We start from the raw sequence: 23,080 nt of genomic DNA on the forward strand, positions 1-23,080 counted from the left end.
CCAAAAACCGTTTCTGATCTACGGCATGTGTGATGAAACCTTCGCCCTGATCTTTGCCAAAAAGCCCCATCCCGACGTTGACCCAGGCTGGTTCATGCTTTTTGTTACGCTGCTTGACTACACGTACTGGTTTACAAGCGCAGCCCTTGGCGGCATTTTTGGTTCCCTCGTTCCCTATGACACAAAAGGTATTGACTTTGTCATGACAAGCATGTTCATTGTCATTTTTGTTGAACAGGTTCGCCAGCAAAAAACGCCGCTCACCGCATCCATCGGACTTTGCTCTGCCGTAATCTGCAGGCTTCTATTTGGTCCCAACCACTTCCTGATTCCCACCATGATCGTGATTCTCATTCTCGTAACGGGCCTGCGCAAACGAATTACCCAAAAAGGAGGCTTTCCTTCATGACCTTTTTTGAAGAAGCCATTACGATTGGCGTCTGTGCCGCGGCAACCATCCTGACCCGCTTTCTTCCTTTCTTTGTCTTTTCATCTAGGCGCCCCACACCGCCTTTCATGACTTATCTGGGAAAGGCCCTGCCACCCGCCATTTTTGCCATGCTTTGCGTCTACTGCCTGCGCCATATCACCTTTCTTGTTTCGCCCTACGGACTGCCAGAATTATGTGCGTCAGCCGTCACCGTTTTCCTGCAGCTCAAAAAGCGCAGCATGATGCTTTCCATGGTCGTTGGAACGGTTTGTTACATGGTGCTGATTAGGCTCTGACAATCTGCTCGCTGCACGGATTTTGCTCACATCAATGAAATCGTAATAGTCCCGCGATTTAGAAAGGATGAACGAAGGCAAAGAACGTTTTCCTACTTGTTAGAGACAGCAAAAAAGGGCTCCATCACCCGAGCCCTTTTCTTCCCCACATCCGGATCTCCAAATTATAGATTCGGCCGTCCAGGCAATTCATTATTTTTTTGATAGACGACCCACTCACCAATATTGGTTCCATGGTCCGCCATGCGCTCGATATATTTGATGATGAGCACGTAATCCACATAGGCACCCGTACTTAACCGGTCTTCCTGGTTCTCGATTTTATTGGAAAGATCATAAAGCAATTGGTTGAAGTGGGCATCGACAACATCATCCTTATCCTTGATCAGTTCCGCGGTCTTGGAATCCCCACTTAGGTAACAGTCAAAGGCCGTCGTGACAAGACCCTCCATATCTTCATAGAGATGATCGACCCCTTTCGGCAGTGGAAGGGGATTTTTCATTCCCGCAATACGCAGCACATAGCTGCTGATATCGGAACAATGATCTGCAATCCGTTCCATATCCCCTAGGATCTTGAAGGTTCCGACAAGACCCCGCCAATCACCGGCAACGGGTGACTGCAGGACCTGGATATTGAGGTCTTTGTGCATGATATCACGGATCATGTTATCAAAGGCCTCATCACCATCACGGATTTCCCGTGCCATATCGACATCCATGCTGAGCATGGCTTGCCCCGTCCTTTTGACTGTATCCTTGAGCGCGCAAATGAGCTTTTCCACATCTTTGTGCATTTCTTCAAGGGACTCTACATAGGCATCCCGCATGTTTATTCCTCCTTTTGGCATCAACCGAACCGGCCCGTAATGTAAGATTCCGTACGAGGTTCGTTAGGATTGGTAAAGAGTTTTTCGGTTCGGTCCATTTCCACCAATTCACCCAAGTAGAAAAACGCTGTTCGGTCGGAAATCCGTTTGGCCTGCTGCATATTATGGGTCACGATGACAATCGTATATTGTCGCTTAAGTTCCAAGGCAAGATCCTCGATTTTCTGGGTAGAAATCGGATCTAGGGCACTTGTTGGTTCATCCATAAGGATCACGGAAGGCTGCGCGGCAAGTGTCCTTGCAATGCACAGGCGCTGCTGCTGCCCGCCGGAAAGGCCTAAGGCACTCGTGTTGAGTCGATCCTTGAGTTCATCCCAAATGGCAGCTTGCTTTAAACTTGTCTCTACGAGGCCGTCTAGGACGGACTGACTCGTAATGCCCTGGACGCGCGGCCCATAAGCAACATTATCATATATACTCTTAGGAAACGGCGAAGGCTGCTGAAAGACCATCCCCACCCGATAACGCAGGAGCAAGGAATCGATTTCCGTAAAGATATCAAGCCCTTCAAACTTGATGGATCCTTCAACGCGGCAGCCCTCAACAAAATCATTCATGCGGTTAAGTGTCTTAAGAAGCGTGGATTTCCCGCATCCGCTCGGTCCAATAAGAGCAGTGATCTCATTTTTGCGGACCTGCATGGAAATATCCTTCAAAGCTTGATTCTTTCCATAGAAAAGATTCACGTGCTGAATATCAAATGTCAGGTCCTCCGATCTTGCATCTAGTTTTTCCATGGATCAAATTCCTCCCATTTTCTTTTCCATGCGCCAGCTGATATAGCGAGCAAGCGCATTGAAAATAACAACGACCAACATCAGGATGGCACTCGTGACCCCTGCGATTTGCGCCGCATTGGGATCAAGCGCTTCCGTCCGTAGTGCCCAAATATGAAGGGCCAAGGTTTCACCCGGCCTAAACGGGTTCAGCGGACAGGATTGGCTTAAAATATCCCAGTTTGACCAGTCGATGTCCGTGCTCATTCCCGCCGTAAACATCAGGGCGGCCGCTTCCCCAAAACCACGGCCAGCAGCGAGGATAAGACCGGTCATGATACGCGGGAAACATGCGGGCAGCTCGACGTGGATCAGTGTCTGCATCCGGGATGCTCCAAGGCCCAGGCTGCCCAATTTATAAAACGGCGGCAGTCCTTCAAGGGCGTCCTCCGTAACAGAGGCAAGCATGGGCAAGGTCATGATGGAAACAGACAGGGCCCCGGCCATCAGGTTCCATTGGGAACCGGTCATGACGATAAAGACCAGATAACCAAATAGGCCAACAACAATCGATGGAAGGGACGCGAGGGTTTCAATCGCCATCCGGACCCATTTGGTCAATTTACCATGACCGGCGTATTCTGCAAGAAAGATTCCTGCAGGAATCCCCCATAAGGCGCTGAAAAACAGGGCCAGGACCACAAGATAGAGGGTATTGAAAAAGATGCTGGAAAGGGAATCGAGAATATCTGGATTTACCGACAAGAAACCCTGCCCGATAACAAAACCAACAAAGATAGTGAGCAGCAAGGCCGCGCCAAAAGCCCCCGCATAAAAAAAGCCGGTCATGATGGACGATATCATTCTTTTTCGCTTGATTCGGTTCAGCCCCGTTTCCTTAGAGGACTCATCATGGCGGGGGAACGAAAGAATTTCTTCAATCATTGGTCAGCCCCCTTTAAGCGCTTTTTACCCACGTGATGGATAATAAAAATCAGGATGAATGAGATGACAAAGAGCAGCAACGCCAGCGTCCAAAGTGCGGCATTATATTCGCCGCCTTCCATGGCACTTCCCATATCAGAAGCAATGACCGTTGTCATGGCCGTTGCCGGCAGAAATAGGGAGGTTGGGAAAACCTTCATTTGACCTACAACCATAGCCACGGCAAGGGCTTCGCCCAAAGCACGGGCAAGACCTAGGACAATCCCTGTAAAGATTCCCGTTCGGGCAGAAGGAAGAACAACGGTACGGATTGTCTCCCAACGTGTCGCACCAAGGCCATAGGCTGCATCACGCAGGCTCTTGGGGACAGCCATCATGGCATCGGAGGCCATCATAGTAATCACGGGAAAAATCATAGTTGCCAGCACCAAAGAAGCAGAAAGGACGGAAAAGCCAAAAGGCATCGTGAAAAATTTCCGTAAAAAAGGAATCAGCACGGTAAGACCAATCCAGCCATAGATGACAGAGGGAATCCCCGTAAAAAGTTCAATAAAAGGTTGGACATGGCGCCGTGACGAAGGGGATGCAATTTCCGTCATATAAATGGCCGCCGCAAGACTGACTGGAAGGGCAAATAAAAGGGCCAGGAGGCAGATGACAAGGGAGCCCGAGATAAACATGGCAGCCCCCACCTGCCCTCCGCCGGACGCTGTATCAGAAGGGGCCCACTGCCCACTGAAAAGAAATTCCTGTAACGAATGTCCAAAGACCAGAAACGTCTCACTGCCGCGCATAAAAAGGAACAGGCCTATACAAAACGGAAGTAAAGCCGCTGTAAACCCGCATAGCTTTACTCCCGTCGTTGCAAGGAGTTCCCTGTGATGGATGGCTGCTGCATGCTGCAGCATCGCTTTTTCCTTCATAGAAAAATCTCCCTTTCTCAAAGCTGGAAAGATGGACTTAATCGTGGTCTGGATCCTTCAGCTCTATCTTGCTGCTGACACCGTAACCCAGTTCTTCAATCCGTTTGCCGTAATCAGCAGAACCAATGAATTCGAGGAAAGCTTTGACCGCCGGTTTCGGGTCTTTTGCCGTGTAGATATGTTCAAACCCAAAGACGTTATACTTACCGCTGTAGGTGTTTTCCAAGGTCGGGGCAACGCCGTCAATAGCTATGGCGGCGACCGTATCATTCTTTACAAGATAAGGCAGGGCCACATATCCAATGGCACCTTTATTCTGGGCAACACTCTGGAGCAGGAGTCCGGAGTTATCCGTCTCAAGGGACTTATTGGAAACTTCTTCCACTCCGCCCAATGCATACTTCGTAAAGAGGGCACGCGTACCGGAAGTCTTCGGACGGGTAATCAGGACAATCGGTTCGTCCGGACCGCCGACTTCTTTCCAATTCTTGATTTTCGTCGTAAAGATCTCTTTTAGCTGCTGGCTGGTCAGGTTCTTTACAGTGGCAGCTACATCCTTATTGACAATGGTCGCAACGGTCATAACGCAGATCTTGTGGTCAAGGAGATTTTCTGCTTTATCCTTAGGCAGTTTGGATGCAGCCGGAACATCGGAGTTTCCCATATCGACAGAGCCTTCGGAGACCTGTTTGAGACCGGTGCCGCTTCCCCCAGCATTAAGACTGATGGATACATCTTTATGGTTCTTCTTGAAGGCTTCTGCTGCATCCTTGACAAGCGGCAGGAGAGCCGATGAACCAGAACCCGTAATGTTTCCGGAAAGAGCCTTTTCGCCACCCGTCGTTGCTGCCTTCTTACCTCCGCAGCCAGCGAGCCCAACCACCATCATAGCTGTCAAACTCATCAGCAATCCTTTTCTTAACGCGCTTTTTACTTTCATCAATGATCCATCCTTTCTTACGCCAATCTTTTTTATGAGCTGTATTGGTTTTGCTTTATGAATAGCCTACCCCACCTCTGTAAAGATTGACCTTTTCTTCCTGTAAAAATTTCGTAAAAACAAGCACGCCCGAAAGTACGTCCTCATCATGGGACAGCCTTACCCCATTTAGCAAAGGGCAATTGATTTGAGAACATGGCCAAAACTGCGGGTCTTATGGTAACTTTGTTACAGATTCACACCATAAATATGAACCCTTGGTGTCACTAGTTGAAATCCATCCGAACCATGATATGATGAACCCGTAACCTAAAAAGGAGGTCATATTATGCAGCGATTTACACTTCCAAGAGATATCTATCATGGCTATGGCTCCATGGAAATCCTTAAAAATTTAACAGGAAAACGTGCCATAATCTGCACCGGCGGAGGTTCCAGCCGTCGGAACGGTTCTCTCGGTAAAGCCGAGGCCTACCTCAAAGAGGCAGGCATGGAAGTAAAGATCTACGAAGGTATCGAATCCGATCCTTCAGTAGAAACTGTTCTTAAAGGCGCCAAGGTCATGCAGGAATTTGGTCCTGATTGGATCATCGCCATTGGCGGCGGCTCCCCCATTGATGCCGCAAAAGCCATGTGGATCAAATATGAGTACCCATCCATCACCTTTGATGAAATGCGCAAGGTCTTTGGACTCCCCAAATTAAGGCGCAAAGCCCATTTTATCGCGATTTCGTCCACATCAGGCACGGCCACGGAAGTGACCAGTTTTTCCATCATCACCGATTATAAAAGCGGAATCAAGTACCCGATTGCAGACTTTGAGATTACACCGGACATGGCCATCATCGATCCTGAATTAACCCATGGCATGCCCCCAAAACTCGTGGCACATACTGGTATGGATGCCTTTACTCACGCCGTGGAAGCCTATGTGTCAACGGCTCATTGTGAATTTACGGACGCCCTTGCCATCCATGCCATAGAAATGATTCAAAAATATCTGATTCCCTCTTACCAAGGCAACATGGAAGCAAGGGATAAGATGCATGATGCGCAGTGCCTTGCTGGGATGGCCTTTTCCAATGCCCTCCTGGGGATTGTCCACTCCATGGCCCATAAAACAGGAGCAGCCTTTGCTGATTATGGGGCCCACCTAATCCATGGGGCAGCCAATGCGATGTATCTGCCAAAGGTTATCCAGTTTAACGCGAAAGAAGAAGCGACCAAAAAACGCTACGCCATCATTTGCGACTACATGAAGCTGGGAGGAACGACAGACGAGGAAAAAGTCCATCTCCTCATTGACTGGATTCATAATACGCAGAAAGAGCTGAGGATTCCCCGTGCCATCCGTTTCTATGGAAAGGATGCCCTTCCGACAGAGCAAGGGTTCATTCCGGAAGCCGTCTTTGAAGAAAGACTGCCCCAAATTGCCGAAGACGCCCTTTTAGATGCCTGCACCTCGTCCAATCCCCGTAAACCGACGGAAAGTGAGCTGAAAAAGCTGCTCCAAGCCTGCTACTACGATAGGGATATTGATTTTTGAAGCCAACGGCGCCCCTTTCAGATGCATCAAAAGCTCCAGTCCTCCTTTAAAGAGGGCTGGAGCTTTTCTTACGCGCAATGAAATGGTTGAAATAAAAAGATCGATCTGGGAGGGTGGGTAAGGCACTCAATCATGGATCTTCAGCTGGTGAAGGGCCTGGACAAATTGGGGATCAAAGTGATTCACAATGTCGCTGCGGCCCCGGTCAAGGGCTGCAATGGCGCTACGGTCTTCTGCTGAAAGGGTAAAATCAAAGACATCTATATTTTGCTTCATCCGTTCCAGATGGGTCGACTTTGGAATGACGATGACGCCACGGTCAAGATTCCAGCGCAAAGCCACCTGGGCGGCGGACTTGCCATACTTTTTCCCGATTTCTGTTAGGACCGGATGGGTGAAAAGACCATGTTTTCCTTCTGCAAAAGGCCCCCAAGCTTCCGGTTTCACGCCATAGTGTTTCATAAGTGCCAAGGCATTTTCCTGCTGAAAGAAAGGATGCAGCTCGACTTGGTTAACTGCTGGCATGACGCGAACAGTCTCACAAAAATCAGCAAGGATATGAGGATAGAAATTACAGACCCCAATAGCTCGAACAAGTCCCTTGTCATGCGCCTCTTCCATGGCCCGATAGGCACCATAATAGTCCCCCATGGGCTGATGAATCAAGTAAAGATCCAGATAATCAAGGTTCAGCTTATCAAGGGAAACCTTCAGGGCTTCCTTAGCCTTTTCATAAGAAGCATCTTGAACCCATAGTTTCGTCGTAATAAAGAGCTCATTCCGAGGAATCCCGCTTTCCTTGATTGCCTCTCCAACAGCTTTTTCGTTGAAATACGCGGCAGCCGTATCAATGAGCCGGTACCCAGTTTCAAGGGCCATAAGGACACTTTCCCTGCAAATTTTTTCGTCGGGAACCTGAAAAACACCAAATCCCAGTTGGGGCATCTTGATTCCCTGATTAAGGGTCACTTCCTGCATAAGGATTCCACCTTTCTTATTTTCTATCATATAATTTTTCAAATTGATTGCTGAATATGCCAATCTTTCTTATACTATAGCGAGAAATCCGTTTCTTGTACATTAGTAATATAGTATAATAGTATTTATAAAATAAATAGTGGAGGTGCGTATGATTGAATTTGAGCATCTTTTCCAATTCGTTGCCTTTGGAACGTACGGCACACTTTCAAAAACAGCAGAAATCCTGCACGTCTCACAGCCGACACTGACAAGGAACATGAAACTTTTGGAAAAGGAATTTGGTGTCATTCTATTTGCGCGGTCAAAAAATCACATTGCCCTCAATGAAAATGGGCTGCTTGCCATAAAGGAAGCAAGAAAGATTCTCTCCGAAATAGAAGTCATGACGGATAAAGTCCGTCAGCTCGACCGCTCAAGGCATACCTTGTCACTGGGAAGCTGTGCCCCCTATCCTGTCATGGACTTTGTACGGCTGGCAACGGAACTCTATCCATCGCAGTCACTGACAACGGAACTGCGCAGCACCGAGCCCCTTCTTCAAGGGCTGCGGGATGGGCGATACAATGTCATTATCCTGCCTTTTAAGCCGACTGACAGCGCACTCATCGCTCTCCCCTTCGGCAAGGAATCACTGTACTTCAACCTTCCCAAAGGGCATCCCCAGGAAAAAAGCTCCTCCCTTTCTTTTTCCGATTTGGACGGGACTGCCATGATTGTTTATTCCCACATCGGGTTCTGGAAGGATCTCATCAAGGAAACAATGCCCCATTCCCGTTTCCTGCTCCAAGAACAGAGAGATGACTTTTTCGAGCTGGAGAAAGCTTCCTCCCTGCCTTCCTTCATTACGGACCGTGTCCTTAGTGAAGAACCTCTCAAAAATCGGACGGCTGTCCCGATTGTGGACCAATCGGCCCAGATTGAGTACTCTCTTGTCATGACAAAAAAGATGGGCCAACGCTATCCCCTCTTTACTAAATGGCTAAAACAAAAATAAAAACAAAAAATCGGGTCCTCCTTTGGGAAGACCCGTTTTTGTTTAGACGGAAAGGGAAGACAGGACGGAGGCCTTTGTCACAATGCCGCGGAAGACATCATGCTCATCCACTACAGCAAGAGGATACTGCGTCTTTGCCGCCAGAGGGACAATGGAAGAAACTGGAGCATCAAGATTGCGTACAAAAGGAACCTCCCGAATGATGGCTTCTTCAAAAGTCTTCTTCCCATCCCGCACGGAAAGGGCTCCTTCCAAGGTGATGATTCCGTCAAAGTGCATATAATCACTCACCACATAGGCACTTGAAACGCCGCTCGCGCGCATGCTGTTAAGGGCCACATTGGCGCCGTCGGTCTTTTTTATGACCGAACCGGGAACGGTCATGATGTGCTTAACCGTGAGCACCTTGGTTGTATCAACACTGTCAATAAAGCGGCGGACATAGTCATTGGCCGGTGCGCTCAGCATTTTTTCCGGTGTATCAAGCTGGATCATGCGTCCGTCCCGCAAAATGCCCACGCGGCTTCCCAACTTAAATGCCTCATTGATGTCATGAGTAATGAAGATAATGGTCTTTCCCGTCTGCTCCTGGATGCGCAGCAGCTCAAACTGGAGATCATTTTTCACAAGGGGATCAAGGGCGGAAAAGGCTTCATCCATGAGCAGGATATCCGGGTCGCTTGCCAAGGCCCTGGCGATACCAACGCGCTGCCGCATCCCGCCGGACAAACTATCAAGACTCTCCCGTTCGTGCCCTTCAAGACCCACCATGCGAATCATTTCAAGAGCCTTGGCCTCCCGTTCCGCCTTCTTGACGCCGCGGATTTCAAGACCATAGCCCACATTGCCCATGACATCCCGATGAGCGAGAAGACCGCCGTTTTGGAAGACCATGGAAATTTTTGTCCGCCGCAGCTTCTGAAGTTTTACTTCATCGTACGCAGTGATATCTTCCCCGTCAATGAGGACTTCTCCCCGGCTGGGCCGATGCAGCATATTGAGGCAGCGCACAAGGGTCGATTTGCCGCTGCCAGACAGCCCTATAAGTACAAAGATTTCTCCTTTTCCCACCCGAAAGGACACGTCCGTCACAGCCGCCGTCATCCCGGTTGCTTCAAGGACATCCTGTCTTGTAGCCCCAAGTTCCAATAGCTTATAGGCCATTTTCTTTTCACCGCGAAAATCCAGAGGGGCAAAGATTTTGTAGAGGTGCCGGACCTCGAGAATGGGCGTTTGTGTCATTGGGATTCCTCCTTCCGAATCACGCTTTGGGTCAGACGGTCAAGCAGGATCGCAATGATGACGATACTGAGTCCTGCCGACAGACCACGACCTGATTCCATACGGTTGATGGCGATGAGGACTTCCATACCAAGGCCGTTGGCACCGATCATGGAACTTGTAACGACCATAGCAACCGCCATCATCATGGTCTGATTGATACCCGTCATGATCGTAGGCAGGGCCTGAGGGATCTGCACCTTGACGAGGGTCTGGAAGCGTGAGGCCCCAAATGAACGAGACGCTTCGACTACTTCTGGATCGACTTGCTTGATTCCATGACTGGTCAGCCGAATGACAGGAACAACTGCATATACAACGGTTGCAAGGACGGCAGGCACCTTTCCTGGCCCCAGGAGCATGACTGCGGGAATCATATAAACAAAGGTCGGCATGGTCTGCATGGCATCAAGAAAAGGCCGAATCAAAGGATCGGCCCGTTTGATGGAGGCAAGGAGGACGCCAATGGGAAGACCAATCAAAAGGGAAAAGAACACAGCCGCAAGGACAATGGAAAGGGTTTCACACATCATCTGCCAGTAACCCAAAAGACCGATAAAAAAGAGCAGCCCGCCAAAAAAAGCGCCTTTGCGGTAACTATTCATCAATCTGCCGCCGCCATAGGTCACGGCAAGAATCAAGATCCACCAAGGAATTGCGTCAAGTCCGCTGTTAAGGGCCCCAACAAAGATACCAATGAGACGCTTGAAGGAGACGAAGAATTCTCCATAATGAATGTTGATATAACGGACAAAAGCATCGACGGGCTCAGCCACATTGATGCGAAGGTTCGGAAACGTTGTGAGATAATTGATCATAAGGGCTCCTTTCCCAGTTAAAGTGCTTCCCTCAGTTTGGCTGCGTCTTCTGGCGTCAGCCAAGCATCAACAAGTTCCCCATGTTTTTTGAGGAACCAGCGGGCCGTTTCCTCATAGGAAGCCTTTGTATCCGCCATATGAGCCAAGGCTTCTGCCGTAAGGGTACTTGACGTATGGTAGCGGCTAAGGAACTTTGAAAACTCCGGCTCCCGTTTGGGGAAACGAGAATTGGCCGCAATCACAACCTTCACGGCAGGGGCTTCCGTAAGGCCCTCTTCAAAGGCGGCCTTCTCATAAGGGGCGTCTTCAAGCAATACAAGGTCAAGTTTACCGGAAAGCCAAGTAGGTTCCCATTGATACCCAACAACAGGAAGCCCTTTCTCGTAGGCAGTCAAAAAAGCCGTAGAAAGCGTAGCTTCGCTGCCAGGCCGAAAATAGATATAGTTCTGATTAAGCCCATAGACTTCATACTTCTTATAGAGGATGGCATCGATATTCCATCCTGGGATGGCACCATATAAGCGTCCTTTCGCGGGATCTTCCTCATCCTTAAAGAGCGCCGCATAGCGGCTCAGATCCTTGACGGATTTCAGGTCCGGCGCCATAGGGGCAATACCGCGTTCGGCATCACCTTCAATGACGTAGCGCGGGACATAAAACCCTTGGCGGTTATCATCATAGTTGACGCCCAGATCCACAATCCCGCCGGCGGCCTTATCTGCTTCATAAGTGGGAACGTTATCCGTCCACAGCTCCATATTGACATCTGCATCGCCGCGTACAAGGGCGGCCTGCGTGATGGGCGTGGAGCCATAAAGGATTTCCGTCTTGAGTCCATAGACCTTTTCAGCAACGAGCTGAGCCACAGCGTTATGGAACCGGACACTATCCCATCCAGGATCTGCAAAGACAACAGGCCGCTTTTCGTCAGGGGAACACCCTGATAGAATTCCCAGCAAAACAAGAAAAGCAGTAAGGATCATCGACTTGAATGCTTTCATGAAACCATCCTTTCTTCAGTATATTTATTCAAAATATTTGTTCACAATATTAATTTAACATGTTGCTAAATACTCCGTCAAATATTTTACAATTTGTTCATAAAATGATACATATTTGTGTAAGTATAATTTATCTTGTATATCCGTTCAAACACATCCGATTTTATTCCCATTATCATTATTATCTGTACACAAATCATCCTTTTCAGTAAAAAGAAAGCCTCCCCTATCAAAGTTGATAGGAGAGGTTCATAAATTGCTTCTTTTTAATTAGAGTCGTCAAGAAAAATTCCGTCCATCATAACAGCCAAAGGATCTTGAATCGTGACAAAAGGTTTATCCTTGAAAAGGACCAAATCGGCATCCTTTCCTTTTTCTAGGCTCCCAACCCGCTGATCAACGCCCATGACGCGGGCCGCATTGATGGTGACCGCTGCAAGAGCTTTTTCATAGGCCATGCCCTTGCTGATGGCAAGGCCAACGCAAACAGGCAAATACTGCAGGGGAATCACGGGAGCATCCGTAATGATGCAGATATCACGGCCTTCTGCTAACGCAGCTACACTGTCAAATCCCTTCCCGTGAAGTTCCACCTTGCCGCGGCTTCCCAGGCTGGGCCCTACAAGAAGAGGGATCTCCGGACGTTTGCGCAAAAATTCCAAGATATCCGTCCCGCTTGTCACATGGTCCAAGGTAAACCGTAAATGAAATTCATCACAAATGCGGATAGCCGTCACAATATCAAGGGCCTCATGGCAATGAATCTTAAGCGGTTTTTCGCCACGCATGACAGGCACCATGGGTTCCAGTTTCCGGTCATAATCACGGACAGGCGTTTCCGCATAAACTTTGGCAGTAAGGAGAAATTCCCGAAGTGTTGCCGCAATCCCCATACGAGTTGTTTCATATCCCTTTTTAGGATTTTCCCCCAAGGCGCATTTCATGGCAAAATAAGGATCAAGGACCATCTCGTCAATGATCTTGCCCCGCGTCTTGATGGCAGCATACTGACCGCCGATCACATTAAGCGAACCAGGGCCGCTTGCGCAGCACGTAATCCCGGCATTTCGCGCCTCCTCAAAGGTCCGGTCAAGAGGATTGATGGCATCAATGGCACGCATCTCTGGTGAAAGAATCATCTTCTTTTCATTATGATCAGCGTAAAATTCACCCAGCGAATCTGCTTTGAGTCCAAGATGTGTGTGGGCATCAATGAATCCAGGCGTCACATAGGCCCCGCCAGCATCCCGAACGGATTCACCTTCTGCCGAAAGGCTCTCCCCCACTTCGGCAATTTTTCCGTCAAGGACCCTAATATCATAGAACCCCTCTGTCACATGGGGACTGAGTACATGAGCATTTTTGATCAGCATTGCTGTTCCTCCTTCATTGAGTTTTCTTTCAGTATAGCACAAAAATCACAGATACATGGAAACCCCTGGCCCGATAGGCAGATCAAGCAGCAGCCAAAGAACCAGCATGACCGTCATGGTTGATAGGAGAACCAGGGAATATGGAATCGTAAGAGAGAAAATGGTTCCAATCCCCAGTTCCCGCTGCATCGTCTCGCCGGGACGCAAAGGAATCTTCCCTTCGGCTTGATATTCCGTGAGGAGTCCTATAATGATGGGCAGGGCGGAATGAAGGGGCGAACAAATATTGGTGCACGAATCCCCAATGCGAAAGGCCAGCTGGGCATAGGCAGGATGGACATTGAGGAGGGTGAACATGGGCACAATCATGGGGGCAATAAGGAGCCATTTAGATGATCCACTGGTCATGAAAGGATTGATAATGGCTGTCACAACAACAATCATTAGGCACAAAGGAATAAGCCCCACATCGGCCCCTTTGAGGATTTCAGCTCCAACAATGGCGACAACCTTGAATATATTGGACTTATTCATCATATCGATAAAAAGGGAAGCAATCAAGGTTGTTGTCAAAAGAGGAATGGCTTGCTGCAGCCCGGCTGATACCAGACGGGGAATATCTCGCATCTCCTTGATTGTTCCTGTTGCTGCCGCATAAGGAATTCCCGTTGCCACAAAAGCAAAGCCTATAATGACGATGATGCCCTCAAAGAGTGGGGATTTTGGAAGAAATCCCCCTTTGGCATTACGCAGGAGTGCTCCCTCTGGAATCGTGAGAAGTCCCATAATGAAAAGGAAGAAAAGGAAGCCATAAAAAGCCCAGCGCAGTCCTTTTTCCTGATCTTCCGTAAGGCGATGTTTTGCGATGAGGCTCTCATCAAGGTTCCCATCCCCATCGCCCACCATACGGCAAACGACTTTTTCGGTAAAAATGGTCATGGTCACGGAAAGAACAAAAGTGGCTGCCGCCATGAAAAAATAGTTGACCGCGGGATTAATGGGTACAGAAAGTCCCATTTCCTTGACAATGCTTTCTGTTATCCCCGCGAGCAGTGCATCCGTCCCGGCAAGAAAGAGGTTGGCTGTAAAACCGCCGCTGGCGCTCGCATAGCCAAGGATGACCCCAATAAGAGGATTGCGTCCCAAGGCGGCAAAGATGACACCGCCCATGGTAAAGGAAAAAATCGTCCCCGCGTCACTCATCAGATTGGCATTGATTCCCACAAAGACGACAGCAAAAGTAATGAGACTGCGTGGTGCCTTGAGCAGATATTTTTTCATGAAGGTCTCAAAAAAGCCCGTTTTTTCAATGAAGGCACTGGCAGCCATCATGACAAGGACCAATTTAAGCGGTGGATAAGAAACAAAGATTTCCGGGAATTTTATGATGATGTAACGCAGGTTATCTCCAGAAAGAAGATTAACAACAGCAACTGTCACAAGCTTTTCCGGTTCACCGGGAATCTTTGATGCACTCATATAGGAGATACTGACACCCATACGGGCAAGAAGCCAGGAAATGAATAAAGTAACAAGGAGCATACCGCCAAAGAGCATAAAAGGATGGGGTAATTTGTTGCCCCAATACTCGATGGTATCAATAAATCGATTGAGGAAGGTTTTCTTTGTTTTCATGAGGATTATTCTCCGTTTAGAAAAAGGAAGCCTCAACCAGAAGCCTCTCCAGAAGGATATTCATCGCGATGAATTTCTACTGATTCTACAAATCCCCCAGCAGCTGATTAGCTGCCAGGGGATTTTCCATCTTAGTCTGATGCCTTCTTTAGGGGGACAAAATCAAGGAAGCCGGAACGTTACTGAATATGCATAGGAATGCCAGGTCCAATGGGAAGACCAAAGGTGAGCCAAACAATGAGCATAGCCGTCATGGTCAGAAGGATGACCATGGCATAGGGAATAGTCAAGGAAAAAATCGTACCAATCCCAATCTTGCGATGTTCCGTTTCACCTGGACGCAGAGGGATTTTCCCTTCTTCCTGGTATTGTGTCAGCATGCCAATGATTACGGGCAGAAGTTCCTGCAGAGGGGAACAGATATTCGTAGCTGAGTCACCAATGCGATACGCAAGCTGGGCATAAGCAGGATGCACATTCAGCATGGTGAACATAGGAACAATCATGGGTGCGATGATGAGCCACTTGGAGGAACCGCTTGTCATGAACGGGTTGATGATGGTGGTCACGACAATGATCATCAAACAAAGCGGCAAAAGACCGATATTGGCTCCACGCAGAGCTTCTGCACCAGCTACAGCAACCATTTTAAAGATATTGGATTTATTCATCATATCGATGAAGACCGCTGCCATCATGGTCGTCGTCAAAAGGGGAATCGCTTCCCGCAGACCGGCGGAAACAAGGCGGGGAATATCCTTCCACTTCTTGATTTCCCCTGTTGCCACACCATAAGGCAGGCCCGTGGAAACAAAGAAGAAAGCAATAAGTGTGATGATGCCAGCAAAGAACGGTGATTTCGGCAGGAAACCACCCTTTGCATTGCGCAGGATGGCCCAGGAAGGAACGGTAAGGGCTGCCATAACAGCAAGGAAGAAGAGAAATCCATAAAAAGCCCAACGCAGTCCTTTTTCCTGATCCGCCGTCAGTTTATGTTCCTCAAGTAAAGCCATATTGACCTTTCCATCCCCATCACCGACCATACGGCAGACAACCTTTTCCGTAAAAAGGGTAAGCGTCACAGAAAGGAAGAAGGTCGCTGAAGCCATAAAGAAGTAGTTCATGGCTGGATTGATATCGACTGCAACGCCCATCTCCTTGACGACACCTTCCGTTATGCCTGCAAGCAGAGCATCCGTCCCAGCAAGGAAGAGATTTGCCGTAAAACCGCCGCTCGAACTTGCCCAACCAAGAATAACACCAATCAGGGGATTTCGGCCCAAAGCAGCAAAAATAATTCCCCCATGGTCAAGGCAAAAAGGGTCCCGGCATCACTCATCAAATTGGAGTTGACGCCGACAAAGACAACAGCAAAAGTCACGAGGCTCCGAGGCGCGCGGAGCAGATACTTTTTCATAAAAGTCCCAAAGAAACCGGTCTTTTCGATAAAGGCCGTTGCCGCCATCATCACAAGAACAAGTTTCATAGGTGGATATCCAATAAAAATATCAGGATATTTCGTAATCAGGTAACGCAGGTTTTCTCCGGATAGCAGATTGGTAACGGCAATGGTCACTTCCTTTTCCGGTTCCCCTGGGGTTCGTGAAGCTGCCATATAGGTTATGCTGCAGCCAGCCTGGGATAAGATCCAGGACCCAATAAGGGTAATGACGACGAGCATCCCAAAAAGGATAAAAGGATGGGGCAATTTATTTCCCCAATACTCAATGGTGTCGATGAATCGATTCATCCACGATTTCTTTCTGACAGATGGTTGCATGCGATTTATTGCCTCCTTTTGTTTAATTGGGTTCCGTTCCTGCTAAAAGCGCCTGCCGGATTTTTAAGCCGTCTATCCGAGCCGCGGCTGGTTTGACCGTTGCTGTCCCCTTCGATAGAAAAAACGGCGCTTTGAGAAAAATGATTGCATCTTTATTATACCCAAAGTCAGGATAGAATGCTAGTTATTTTCTGAAAATATAAAATTTTGCAAAAATAATGGTGATTCATCCATGTGATATGGTCAAATTCGATATCGTCTTTATGGATTCATTACATTTCTAAGCAATATGATTCGATATTTGGCTTGTAATGGCCCATTGATTCAAACTGCCAGTTAACTTATCCACGCCAAAAGGTCTTATTCGAGGTTCCTCCTCTTTTTCCTTGCAGGATGAAGCGCTGTCGAATACAATGAAAGAAAAACGTTTCTCCCCATGCAGAAAGGAAGGCTTTCATGGAATATTCCCAGAATAACGTGCTGCTCTTTACCTTGGGCCATTTTGGTACAGACTGGGCCCAAGGCGGCATTCCAGCCCTTCTCCCCTATTTTATCGCGGCCTGCCATCTTTCCTATCAGGAAGCAGCGGGCATCATCTTTGCAAATATTGTCCTCGCCTCTGTAACGCAGCCTCTCATCGGCTACTATTCGGACCGTGCATCCCTTCCTTATTTGGTCCCCCTTGGTGTCTTTCTCTGTGGGTTCAGTCTTTCAGCCATGGCCTTTACCCAGAATTATTGGTTCATCCTCTTTTTAGCCATGCTGAGCGGATTGGGCAGCAGCCTTTTCCATCCCGAAGCAGCTCGTCTTGTAAACGGCATTTCAGGCGCCCAAAAAGGCAAGGCGATGGGGACTTTTTCTGTCGGTGGCAATGCGGGCTTTGCCGTCGGTCCCATGGCAGCAGGGTTCAGTGCCTATCAGTTTGGCATCAAGGGTCTCATCATTTACGCCGTGGTCAATTTCCTTACGGCTCTCTTCCTGATGAAGAAACTTCCTGCAATCAAAAAAAGACTCCAAGGGACAGAAAAAAGGGAATGCCCTGCAAACGAACCTCAGCCGAAAAATGATTGGAACGCCTTCGGGAAACTTAGTTTTGTTATTTTTGCACGATCAATTGGCTTTACCATCCTTAACTCCTTTATGCCGATTTACTGGATCAGCGTTCTTGGCACATCAGCAAGCAGCGGCAGTCTTGCCCTTTCCCTGCTTTTTTCCATGGGGGTTGTCATGACTTTTTTGGGCGGTATCCTGGCAGACAAAGTGGGACACATCAAGGTCATGCGGATATCCTTCCTCGTCATGGTCCCCGCCCTCTACTTTCTCACAAACAGTACGAGCCAAATGACAGCAACCCTGCTCTTGGTGCCGACGGCTCTTTCCCTTTTTGCGCCTTACAGTCCCATGGTCATCTTGGGACAGACTTACCTTGCCCGCAACATTGGTTTTGCTTCCGGCGTGACCTTGGGTCTCAGTGCCAGTGTAGGCGGCCTGATTTCTCCCCTAGTTGGATGGGCTGCCGACCGCTGGGGTGTCGGTCCTAGCCTGCAGATTCTCTGGATCGTCGCCGCCATTGGCTGCCTCTTCGCCTTCCTCGTTCCCGTCCCGCCTTCCATGATAAAGAAAAAAGCGTGAAAAATTCCCGACTGGTATCATTTCCAGCCGGGAATTTTTCTTTTTATCTAGTTATAAGATCATATTTTGAATGATTTCGCCGTCCTCATCCTGCTGATACTGGACCTTGAATGAATAGCCTTCAGAATTTCCGCTTTTTGTATAAAATCCGCGGATCTCAAAATATTCCTCATTGGAAACAGCATAAGCTTCCGTAAGGTCCCCCAAGTAAACAGTCAAAGATTGGGCTGAGCCATCAAACGTCTTAAGGACAGAGGCAAGCCAATGGGCAAAGCCATCCACATTCCGATAGATGATGTTTTCTTTTTGAAAGTCCTGGTCTCGATACGTCATCAAAAAGTCTCCCTCACAGGTGCAGGTGAATAGGTCGAGCAGGAAGCCCTACAATTAAATCAGAGCCTTTACTGCAGCAAGGACACCATCAAAATTAATGGCATGGGTGACTTCCGGAACGTATTCCACATAGGTGACCTTATCATTTTTATCAATGACAACAACACCACGGGCTTCAAGACGCAGTCCTTCCATGAGGAAGCCATAGTTCGTCCCAAAGGAGGCATCACGGTGATCAGAAAGGGTAACTACATTCTTGACCCCGGCAGCCCCGCACCAACGAGCCTGAGCAAAAGGCAGATCCATGGAAACCGTGAGGACCACGACATCGGAAGAAAGACCAGTTACGTCCTTATTGAACCAACGGGTCTGGGCATCACAGACACCCGTATCAAGGGACGGTACAACGGAAATAACCTTAATTTTGCCTTCATAGTCCTTCAAGGTCTTTTCAGCAAGGCTATTATCAAGCAACTTGAAATCAGGCGCTTTTTCTCCCACTTTCACTTCCGGACCAACAAGGGTTACAGGGCCTCCAGCAAAAGTAACTGCACCAGAACGTTTTTCCATAATTCATTCCTCCTATATCATAGTAAAATGGATGATCCATATGATTCATTCATACGACACGTATACTATAGCACTTTAATAATAATTAGTAAATAGTTATTTTAACTATTTACAGAAAAATTACAGCAAGATAAACGTCCCTATGGAACACTCCATAGGGACGTTTCAGGCACCTCACGGTGCGTATGCGATTTTTTAAGGATAAAAGGAGCCTACCTGCGGCACAACTCCCGATTCATCTTACATCATGCCGGGCATGCCACCCATGGCAGGAGCTGCCGGAGCCGGATTTTCAGCCGGTTTATCCGCAACAACGGCTTCCGTGGTAAGAATCATGGCAGCAATGGAAGCTGCATTCTGCAGGGCACTGCGCGTAACCTTGCAAGGATCTACAATACCGCTCTTGATCATATCGACATATTCTTCCGTCTGGGCATTGAAGCCAATTCCCTTCTTAGCCTTCTTGACAGCTTCAACGATAACGGCACCTTCAAGACCGGCGTTGTTGGCGATTTGACGGACAGGAGCTTCGATAGCGCGTCTAACGATATCAATACCTGTCTTCTCATCCCCTTCGGTTTCCTTTTCCAGTTCATCGAGGGCCGGCTGTACTTGCAGAAGAGCCGTACCGCCACCGGCAACGATTCCTTCGGCCACAGCAGCGCGAGTAGCGTTCAGGGCGTCTTCGATACGGAGTTTCTTATCTTTCAGTTCCGTTTCCGTAGCAGCACCAACTTTGATAACGGCAACGCCGCCAGAGAGTTTAGCCAAACGTTCCTGAAGTTTTTCCTTGTCGAACTGGGAAGTCGTTTCAGGAATCTGGGCACGGATGGAAGCAACACGGTCAGCAATGGCCTGTTTGTCACCAGCACCATCAACAATGGTAGTAAGGTCCTTGGTTACACGGACCTGGCTGCAGGAACCAAGATCAGCAACTGTAGCGCTGTCGAGCTTACGGCCAACTTCTTCACTGATAACCGTTGCACCCGTCAGGGTTGCAATATCCTGAAGCATAGCCTTGCGACGGTCACCAAAGCCAGGAGCCTTGACGGCAACAGCCTTAAAGGTGCCACGGAGTCTGTTCACAACGAGTGTAGCCAGGGCTTCACCTTCGATGTCTTCAGCAATGATCAAGAGTTCACGGCCCTGTTGTACCACTTTTTCAAGAACAGGCATGATGTCTTGGATCATAGTGATCTTCCGGTCCGTAATGAAGACGTACGGATTGGAAAGAACGGCTTCCATCTTGTCCGGATCCGTAACCATATACGGGGAAATGTAGCCGCGGTCGAACTGCATCCCTTCAACGGTTTCAAGGGAGGTTTCCATGGTCTTGGATTCTTCAACGGTGATGACGCCATCGTTGCCGACTTTTTCCATCGCATCAGCAATCAGGCCACCGATTTCCGCGTCACCAGCAGAAATGGAAGCAACCTGTGCTTTTTCTTCCTTGGTGCTGACCGTCTTGGCATTTTCCTGGAGCTTCTTGACGAGGCAATCCGTTGCTTTCTTGATGCCTCTCTTGAGGACCATGGGGTTAGCACCGGCAACCACGTTCTTCATGCCTTCATGAACGATGGACTGAGCAAGAAGGGTAGCCGTCGTGGTCCCGTCACCAGCAATATCGTTGGTCTTGGTTGCCACTTCACGAACAAGGGCAGCCCCCATGTTTTCAAACGGATCTTCCAGTTCAATGTCCTTAGCAATGGTTACACCATCATTGGTGATGGTCGGGGAACCGAATTTCTTTTCAAGGACAACGTTGCGGCCCTTGGGCCCCAAGGTAACTTTTACAGCATCAGCCAGTTTATTGACGCCGCGTTCCAGACCACGACGTGCTTCTTCATCAAATTGAATGAGTTTAGCCATTTTTATCTACTCCTTAGTTCCAAATGATATAAGGTGATTGGTTCTCCACAAAAAAGGGAGCGATTCACTTATCCTCAACGACAGCCAAGATATCACTGTCACGGAGGATGATATAATCCTTGCCGTCCAGTTCGACTTCGCTGCCGGAGTATTTAGCAAAGACAACAGTTTCGCCAACCTTGACTTCAGAAGCAATGCGGGTGCCATTATCAAGGAGACGGCCCGTACCTACAGCTACGACTTTGCCAGTCTGGGGTTTGTCCTTATGAGCCGTATCGGGCAGATAGATCCCGCTTTCCGTTTTTTCTTCCTGCACAACCGGTTCTACGACGACATGATCTTCCAAAGGTCTTAACATGTTTGTAATCCCCTTTCACTATGGATAAATTTTAACTTTTTGATTTATTAGCACTCATTACATTGGAGTGCTAACCACAGCTATAATAATAGCATCTTTCAAAAAAAATGCAAGGGGTTTTACTAAAAAAGTCAAACTTTTTGTCTTTTAGGTTGAAAAGACATATAGGAATGCTATGGAGCTTTGATGCTTTGAGGCTGTAGTGCGTTGAAGGGAAAGATGATAACGAGCGGCGCCAAATCATCTCCCTGTCAGTCGTGGGGGCCGAATTGCATTCGCCCTCAAACATGTTCTTCTGCTTTTCGCTCCGCTCCATAGCAGCCTCAGGACCCAGACAAATCCGCCTCGCAAGCCGCTTGTAAGGAAACGTCAGCTTCGCGTCCTCGTCCACCACCAAAACCGGTTAATCCTTATCATCATGAACTTGTGGAAATTTTCCTTTGTCGCTCCCCCGCCTTGGCAAGGCGGATCGATTTCGGAGAAATCGAGTTCTAACGCGTAACACGATAGCAGGTCCTACCAAATATAAAGTAACCGTTGCTGAGTATCATCATAGCAACACTTTTATAGCTGATTTATCAGCCTGCCGCCTTTGACAGCAGCATCATAGTGCTGCAGCATCACAGCAAAAGCCAGAGTGCATGGTTTCATCCATGCACTCTGGCTTTTCTTTCCTCATTTCATTTCCATTTCTTCTTTGAGCCGCGCCATGATCTTGCCATAGTTTTCCTTTTTATGGGGAAAAAGGCAATGGGAGCAATCCTTGATGCCCCGATTCGTGTAGGCAAAGACGCCGCCACAATCTTTCACCAGATACAGGGGACAAAAGCAGAAGAGACAGTTGAAATTCTCTCCGTCACTTTCCTTATGACAAGGGAAGAACTCACATTCCTTATGGGAAAAGTACTTATAGTGATTCGTCATTTTTCTTCCCAGCTTTCCGCCAGTTTGCCAAACTCTTCTATGGTAAGGGACTCCCCCCTGCGCGTCGGCTCAATCCCAGCACGGGCCATCCAGGCCTCCGCTGTATCACCGGGACGCACCATTGACTTTAGACAGGTGCGGAGCATCTTCCGGCGCTGGGAAAAAGCCGCCCGCACGACCTTAACATATAAAGACGCATCCACATTGACAATGGGGCTCTCCCTTTTTTCACATACGACGACCATGGAATCAACCTTTGGGGCCGGCATGAAATCGTGAGCCGGAACGGGAATTGCCAGCTGGGGCTCCGAATAATACTGCAGCGCCAAGGAAAGGGGCCCATAAGCCTTTGTTCCAGGATGAGCGGCCATCCGCTCAGCCACTTCTTTTTGCACCATAACGACAATACGCTTTAAGGGAAGGTTTGCTTCAAGCAGGGAAAAGATGATGGGCGTCGTAATGTAATAAGGCAGGTTCGCCGCCACTGTAAAAGGCTTTCCCCCCGTAATGTCTTTGAGGTCAACCTTAAGGATATCCCCATGGATGATTTCTACATTGTCATACCCTTCAAGCGTCTTGCGAAGGATCGGAAGAAGCGACTCATCGATTTCAACACTCTTGACATCGGCTCCGGTTTCCGCAAGGGCCTGGGTCAATGTGCCGATCCCGGGCCCGACTTCAAGGACCAGGTCCCCAGGACCAATCTTTGCTTTTTCTGCAATGCCCCTTACAACAGACTCATTGATGAGGAAGTTCTGTCCAAAGCGTTTTTTTGTATGAAGGCCAAAGGTATCAAGAATATACCGCGTTACTTCACGGCTTGCAATCACAGGATGAAGCATACT

Annotated in this window: 22 protein-coding genes and 1 pseudogene; 5 read left to right on the forward strand and 18 right to left on the reverse strand. The window is 48.4% G+C overall.

Going from position 1 to position 23,080, the window contains the following annotated elements:
* Both HMPREF1246_RS03245 and HMPREF1246_RS03250 read left to right on the forward strand, forming a co-directional pair.
* Positions 1-409 (forward strand): AzlC family ABC transporter permease (locus HMPREF1246_RS03245; RefSeq protein ID WP_021736694.1); only part of this gene is annotated, 409 nt, incomplete at its 5' end.
* The gene (locus HMPREF1246_RS03250) at positions 406-726 is read left to right on the forward strand and encodes a branched-chain amino acid transporter permease (protein WP_009016101.1); all 321 of its coding nucleotides are present in this window, start codon (positions 406-408) and stop codon (positions 724-726) included. The genes HMPREF1246_RS03245 and HMPREF1246_RS03250, both read left to right, overlap by 4 nt.
* A 164-nt stretch (positions 727-890) precedes the next feature.
* Here HMPREF1246_RS03250 and phoU read toward each other — a convergent pair whose 3' ends face one another.
* Genes phoU through HMPREF1246_RS03275 form a run of 5 tightly spaced genes read right to left on the reverse strand, consistent with a single transcriptional unit; the run spans position 891 to position 5,140 of the window.
* Complete coding sequence (gene phoU, locus HMPREF1246_RS03255) at positions 891-1,556, reverse strand: phosphate signaling complex protein PhoU (protein ID WP_014128421.1); 666 nt, start codon at positions 1,554-1,556, stop codon at positions 891-893.
* A gap of 20 nt (positions 1,557-1,576) precedes the next feature.
* On the reverse strand, positions 1,577-2,353 hold the full coding sequence (gene pstB / locus HMPREF1246_RS03260) for a phosphate ABC transporter ATP-binding protein PstB (protein ID WP_021736691.1): 777 nt from the start codon (positions 2,351-2,353) through the stop codon (positions 1,577-1,579).
* 3 nt (positions 2,354-2,356) lie between these two features.
* The gene (locus HMPREF1246_RS03265) at positions 2,357-3,277 is read right to left on the reverse strand and encodes a PstA family ABC transporter permease (protein ID WP_021736695.1); all 921 of its coding nucleotides are present in this window, start codon (positions 3,275-3,277) and stop codon (positions 2,357-2,359) included.
* Positions 3,274-4,200, reverse strand: coding sequence for a phosphate ABC transporter permease subunit PstC (pstC, locus tag HMPREF1246_RS03270; RefSeq protein ID WP_009016105.1), 927 nt, complete (start codon positions 4,198-4,200; stop codon positions 3,274-3,276). Before pstC ends, HMPREF1246_RS03265 begins: the two co-directional genes overlap by 4 nt.
* Positions 4,201-4,237: 37 nt before the next feature.
* A complete protein-coding gene (locus HMPREF1246_RS03275; RefSeq protein WP_009016106.1) occupies positions 4,238-5,140 on the reverse strand; it encodes a phosphate ABC transporter substrate-binding protein in 903 nt (300 codons plus the stop codon).
* Positions 5,141-5,468: 328 nt separating this feature from the next.
* On the opposite strand from HMPREF1246_RS03275, the gene HMPREF1246_RS03280 reads away from it, so the two are divergent.
* Positions 5,469-6,686: an iron-containing alcohol dehydrogenase gene (locus HMPREF1246_RS03280; RefSeq protein ID WP_021736693.1), complete on the forward strand. Its 1,218-nt coding sequence runs from the start codon at positions 5,469-5,471 to the stop codon at positions 6,684-6,686.
* A gap of 126 nt (positions 6,687-6,812) precedes the next feature.
* On the opposite strand, the gene HMPREF1246_RS03285 is transcribed toward HMPREF1246_RS03280, so the two are convergent.
* On the reverse strand, positions 6,813-7,664 hold the full coding sequence (locus HMPREF1246_RS03285) for an aldo/keto reductase (RefSeq protein ID WP_016459535.1): 852 nt from the start codon (positions 7,662-7,664) through the stop codon (positions 6,813-6,815).
* A gap of 151 nt (positions 7,665-7,815) precedes the next feature.
* Between HMPREF1246_RS03285 and HMPREF1246_RS03290 the strand changes: the two genes are divergently transcribed.
* Positions 7,816-8,661 carry a LysR family transcriptional regulator gene (locus HMPREF1246_RS03290; protein ID WP_021736688.1) on the forward strand — a complete coding sequence of 282 codons (846 nt, stop codon included), beginning with the start codon at positions 7,816-7,818 and terminating at the stop codon, positions 8,659-8,661.
* A 42-nt stretch (positions 8,662-8,703) separates the two neighbouring features.
* Here the strand turns inward: HMPREF1246_RS03290 and HMPREF1246_RS03295 are convergent, their stop codons facing one another.
* The 6 genes and pseudogenes from HMPREF1246_RS03295 to HMPREF1246_RS03325 all read right to left on the reverse strand — a co-directional run bounded on the left by HMPREF1246_RS03295 (position 8,704) and on the right by HMPREF1246_RS03325 (position 16,549).
* Entirely contained in the window at positions 8,704-9,903 is a 1,200-nt protein-coding gene (locus HMPREF1246_RS03295) for a glycine betaine/L-proline ABC transporter ATP-binding protein (protein WP_021736692.1), read from the reverse strand.
* Entirely contained in the window at positions 9,900-10,760 is an 861-nt protein-coding gene (locus HMPREF1246_RS03300; RefSeq protein ID WP_021736685.1) for a proline/glycine betaine ABC transporter permease, read from the reverse strand. The genes HMPREF1246_RS03295 and HMPREF1246_RS03300 overlap by 4 nt, the downstream gene beginning before the upstream one ends.
* Positions 10,761-10,777: 17 nt before the next feature.
* On the reverse strand, positions 10,778-11,761 hold the full coding sequence (locus tag HMPREF1246_RS03305) for an ABC transporter substrate-binding protein (protein WP_021736690.1): 984 nt from the start codon (positions 11,759-11,761) through the stop codon (positions 10,778-10,780).
* A gap of 266 nt (positions 11,762-12,027) precedes the next feature.
* Positions 12,028-13,134: an amidohydrolase family protein gene (locus tag HMPREF1246_RS03310; protein WP_021736697.1), complete on the reverse strand. Its 1,107-nt coding sequence runs from the start codon at positions 13,132-13,134 to the stop codon at positions 12,028-12,030.
* A gap of 45 nt (positions 13,135-13,179) precedes the next feature.
* On the reverse strand, positions 13,180-14,769 hold the full coding sequence (locus tag HMPREF1246_RS03315) for an AbgT family transporter (RefSeq protein WP_021736699.1): 1,590 nt from the start codon (positions 14,767-14,769) through the stop codon (positions 13,180-13,182).
* A gap of 179 nt (positions 14,770-14,948) precedes the next feature.
* Positions 14,949-16,549 (reverse strand): annotated as a pseudogene (locus HMPREF1246_RS03325) (AbgT family transporter).
* Between the two features lie 456 nt (positions 16,550-17,005).
* Between HMPREF1246_RS03325 and HMPREF1246_RS03330 the strand changes: the two are divergent.
* Entirely contained in the window at positions 17,006-18,181 is a 1,176-nt protein-coding gene (locus tag HMPREF1246_RS03330; RefSeq protein ID WP_021736682.1) for an MFS transporter, read from the forward strand.
* Positions 18,182-18,232: 51 nt separating this feature from the next.
* Here HMPREF1246_RS03330 and HMPREF1246_RS03335 read toward each other — a convergent pair whose 3' ends face one another.
* From HMPREF1246_RS03335 to rsmA, 6 genes are all read right to left on the reverse strand, one after another.
* On the reverse strand, positions 18,233-18,514 hold the full coding sequence (locus HMPREF1246_RS03335) for a hypothetical protein (protein WP_021736679.1): 282 nt from the start codon (positions 18,512-18,514) through the stop codon (positions 18,233-18,235).
* Between the two features lie 54 nt (positions 18,515-18,568).
* Complete coding sequence (gene tpx, locus HMPREF1246_RS03340; protein WP_009015679.1) at positions 18,569-19,084, reverse strand: thiol peroxidase; 516 nt, start codon at positions 19,082-19,084, stop codon at positions 18,569-18,571.
* 240 nt (positions 19,085-19,324) lie between these two features.
* Complete coding sequence (gene groL, locus HMPREF1246_RS03345) at positions 19,325-20,953, reverse strand: chaperonin GroEL (RefSeq protein WP_021736687.1); 1,629 nt, start codon at positions 20,951-20,953, stop codon at positions 19,325-19,327.
* A gap of 64 nt (positions 20,954-21,017) precedes the next feature.
* Positions 21,018-21,311: a co-chaperone GroES gene (groES, locus tag HMPREF1246_RS03350; protein ID WP_009015681.1), complete on the reverse strand. Its 294-nt coding sequence runs from the start codon at positions 21,309-21,311 to the stop codon at positions 21,018-21,020.
* 675 nt (positions 21,312-21,986) lie between these two features.
* A complete protein-coding gene (locus HMPREF1246_RS03360) occupies positions 21,987-22,235 on the reverse strand; it encodes a cysteine-rich small domain-containing protein (RefSeq protein WP_021736683.1) in 249 nt (82 codons plus the stop codon).
* Positions 22,232-23,077: a 16S rRNA (adenine(1518)-N(6)/adenine(1519)-N(6))-dimethyltransferase RsmA gene (gene rsmA, locus HMPREF1246_RS03365; protein WP_021736698.1), complete on the reverse strand. Its 846-nt coding sequence runs from the start codon at positions 23,075-23,077 to the stop codon at positions 22,232-22,234. Before rsmA ends, HMPREF1246_RS03360 begins: the two co-directional genes overlap by 4 nt.
* Positions 23,078-23,080 lie beyond the last annotated feature (3 nt).

It is taken from the genome of Acidaminococcus sp. BV3L6 (assembly GCF_000468835.1).
GTDB classification, from domain to species: domain Bacteria; phylum Bacillota; class Negativicutes; order Acidaminococcales; family Acidaminococcaceae; genus Acidaminococcus; species Acidaminococcus intestini.

Excerpts from the sequence above, each read along its gene's own strand:
- HMPREF1246_RS03250 (WP_009016101.1), top strand. The coding sequence starts at position 406 with ATGACCTTTTTTGAAGAAGCCATTACGATTGGCGTCTGTGCCGCGGCA.
- phoU (WP_014128421.1), bottom strand. The coding sequence starts at position 1,556 with ATGCGGGATGCCTATGTAGAGTCCCTTGAAGAAATGCACAAAGATGTG.
- pstB (WP_021736691.1), bottom strand. The coding sequence starts at position 2,353 with ATGGAAAAACTAGATGCAAGATCGGAGGACCTGACATTTGATATTCAG.
- HMPREF1246_RS03265 (WP_021736695.1), bottom strand. The coding sequence starts at position 3,277 with ATGATTGAAGAAATTCTTTCGTTCCCCCGCCATGATGAGTCCTCTAAG.
- pstC (WP_009016105.1), bottom strand. The coding sequence starts at position 4,200 with ATGAAGGAAAAAGCGATGCTGCAGCATGCAGCAGCCATCCATCACAGG.
- HMPREF1246_RS03275 (WP_009016106.1), bottom strand. The coding sequence starts at position 5,140 with ATGAAAGTAAAAAGCGCGTTAAGAAAAGGATTGCTGATGAGTTTGACA.
- HMPREF1246_RS03280 (WP_021736693.1), top strand. The coding sequence starts at position 5,469 with ATGCAGCGATTTACACTTCCAAGAGATATCTATCATGGCTATGGCTCC.
- HMPREF1246_RS03285 (WP_016459535.1), bottom strand. The coding sequence starts at position 7,664 with ATGCAGGAAGTGACCCTTAATCAGGGAATCAAGATGCCCCAACTGGGA.
- HMPREF1246_RS03290 (WP_021736688.1), top strand. The coding sequence starts at position 7,816 with ATGATTGAATTTGAGCATCTTTTCCAATTCGTTGCCTTTGGAACGTAC.
- HMPREF1246_RS03295 (WP_021736692.1), bottom strand. The coding sequence starts at position 9,903 with ATGACACAAACGCCCATTCTCGAGGTCCGGCACCTCTACAAAATCTTT.
- HMPREF1246_RS03300 (WP_021736685.1), bottom strand. The coding sequence starts at position 10,760 with ATGATCAATTATCTCACAACGTTTCCGAACCTTCGCATCAATGTGGCT.
- HMPREF1246_RS03305 (WP_021736690.1), bottom strand. The coding sequence starts at position 11,761 with ATGAAAGCATTCAAGTCGATGATCCTTACTGCTTTTCTTGTTTTGCTG.
- HMPREF1246_RS03310 (WP_021736697.1), bottom strand. The coding sequence starts at position 13,134 with ATGCTGATCAAAAATGCTCATGTACTCAGTCCCCATGTGACAGAGGGG.
- HMPREF1246_RS03315 (WP_021736699.1), bottom strand. The coding sequence starts at position 14,769 with ATGAAAACAAAGAAAACCTTCCTCAATCGATTTATTGATACCATCGAG.
- HMPREF1246_RS03330 (WP_021736682.1), top strand. The coding sequence starts at position 17,006 with ATGGAATATTCCCAGAATAACGTGCTGCTCTTTACCTTGGGCCATTTT.
- HMPREF1246_RS03335 (WP_021736679.1), bottom strand. The coding sequence starts at position 18,514 with ATGACGTATCGAGACCAGGACTTTCAAAAAGAAAACATCATCTATCGG.
- tpx (WP_009015679.1), bottom strand. The coding sequence starts at position 19,084 with ATGGAAAAACGTTCTGGTGCAGTTACTTTTGCTGGAGGCCCTGTAACC.
- groL (WP_021736687.1), bottom strand. The coding sequence starts at position 20,953 with ATGGCTAAACTCATTCAATTTGATGAAGAAGCACGTCGTGGTCTGGAA.
- groES (WP_009015681.1), bottom strand. The coding sequence starts at position 21,311 with ATGTTAAGACCTTTGGAAGATCATGTCGTCGTAGAACCGGTTGTGCAG.
- HMPREF1246_RS03360 (WP_021736683.1), bottom strand. The coding sequence starts at position 22,235 with ATGACGAATCACTATAAGTACTTTTCCCATAAGGAATGTGAGTTCTTC.
- rsmA (WP_021736698.1), bottom strand. The coding sequence starts at position 23,077 with ATGCTTCATCCTGTGATTGCAAGCCGTGAAGTAACGCGGTATATTCTT.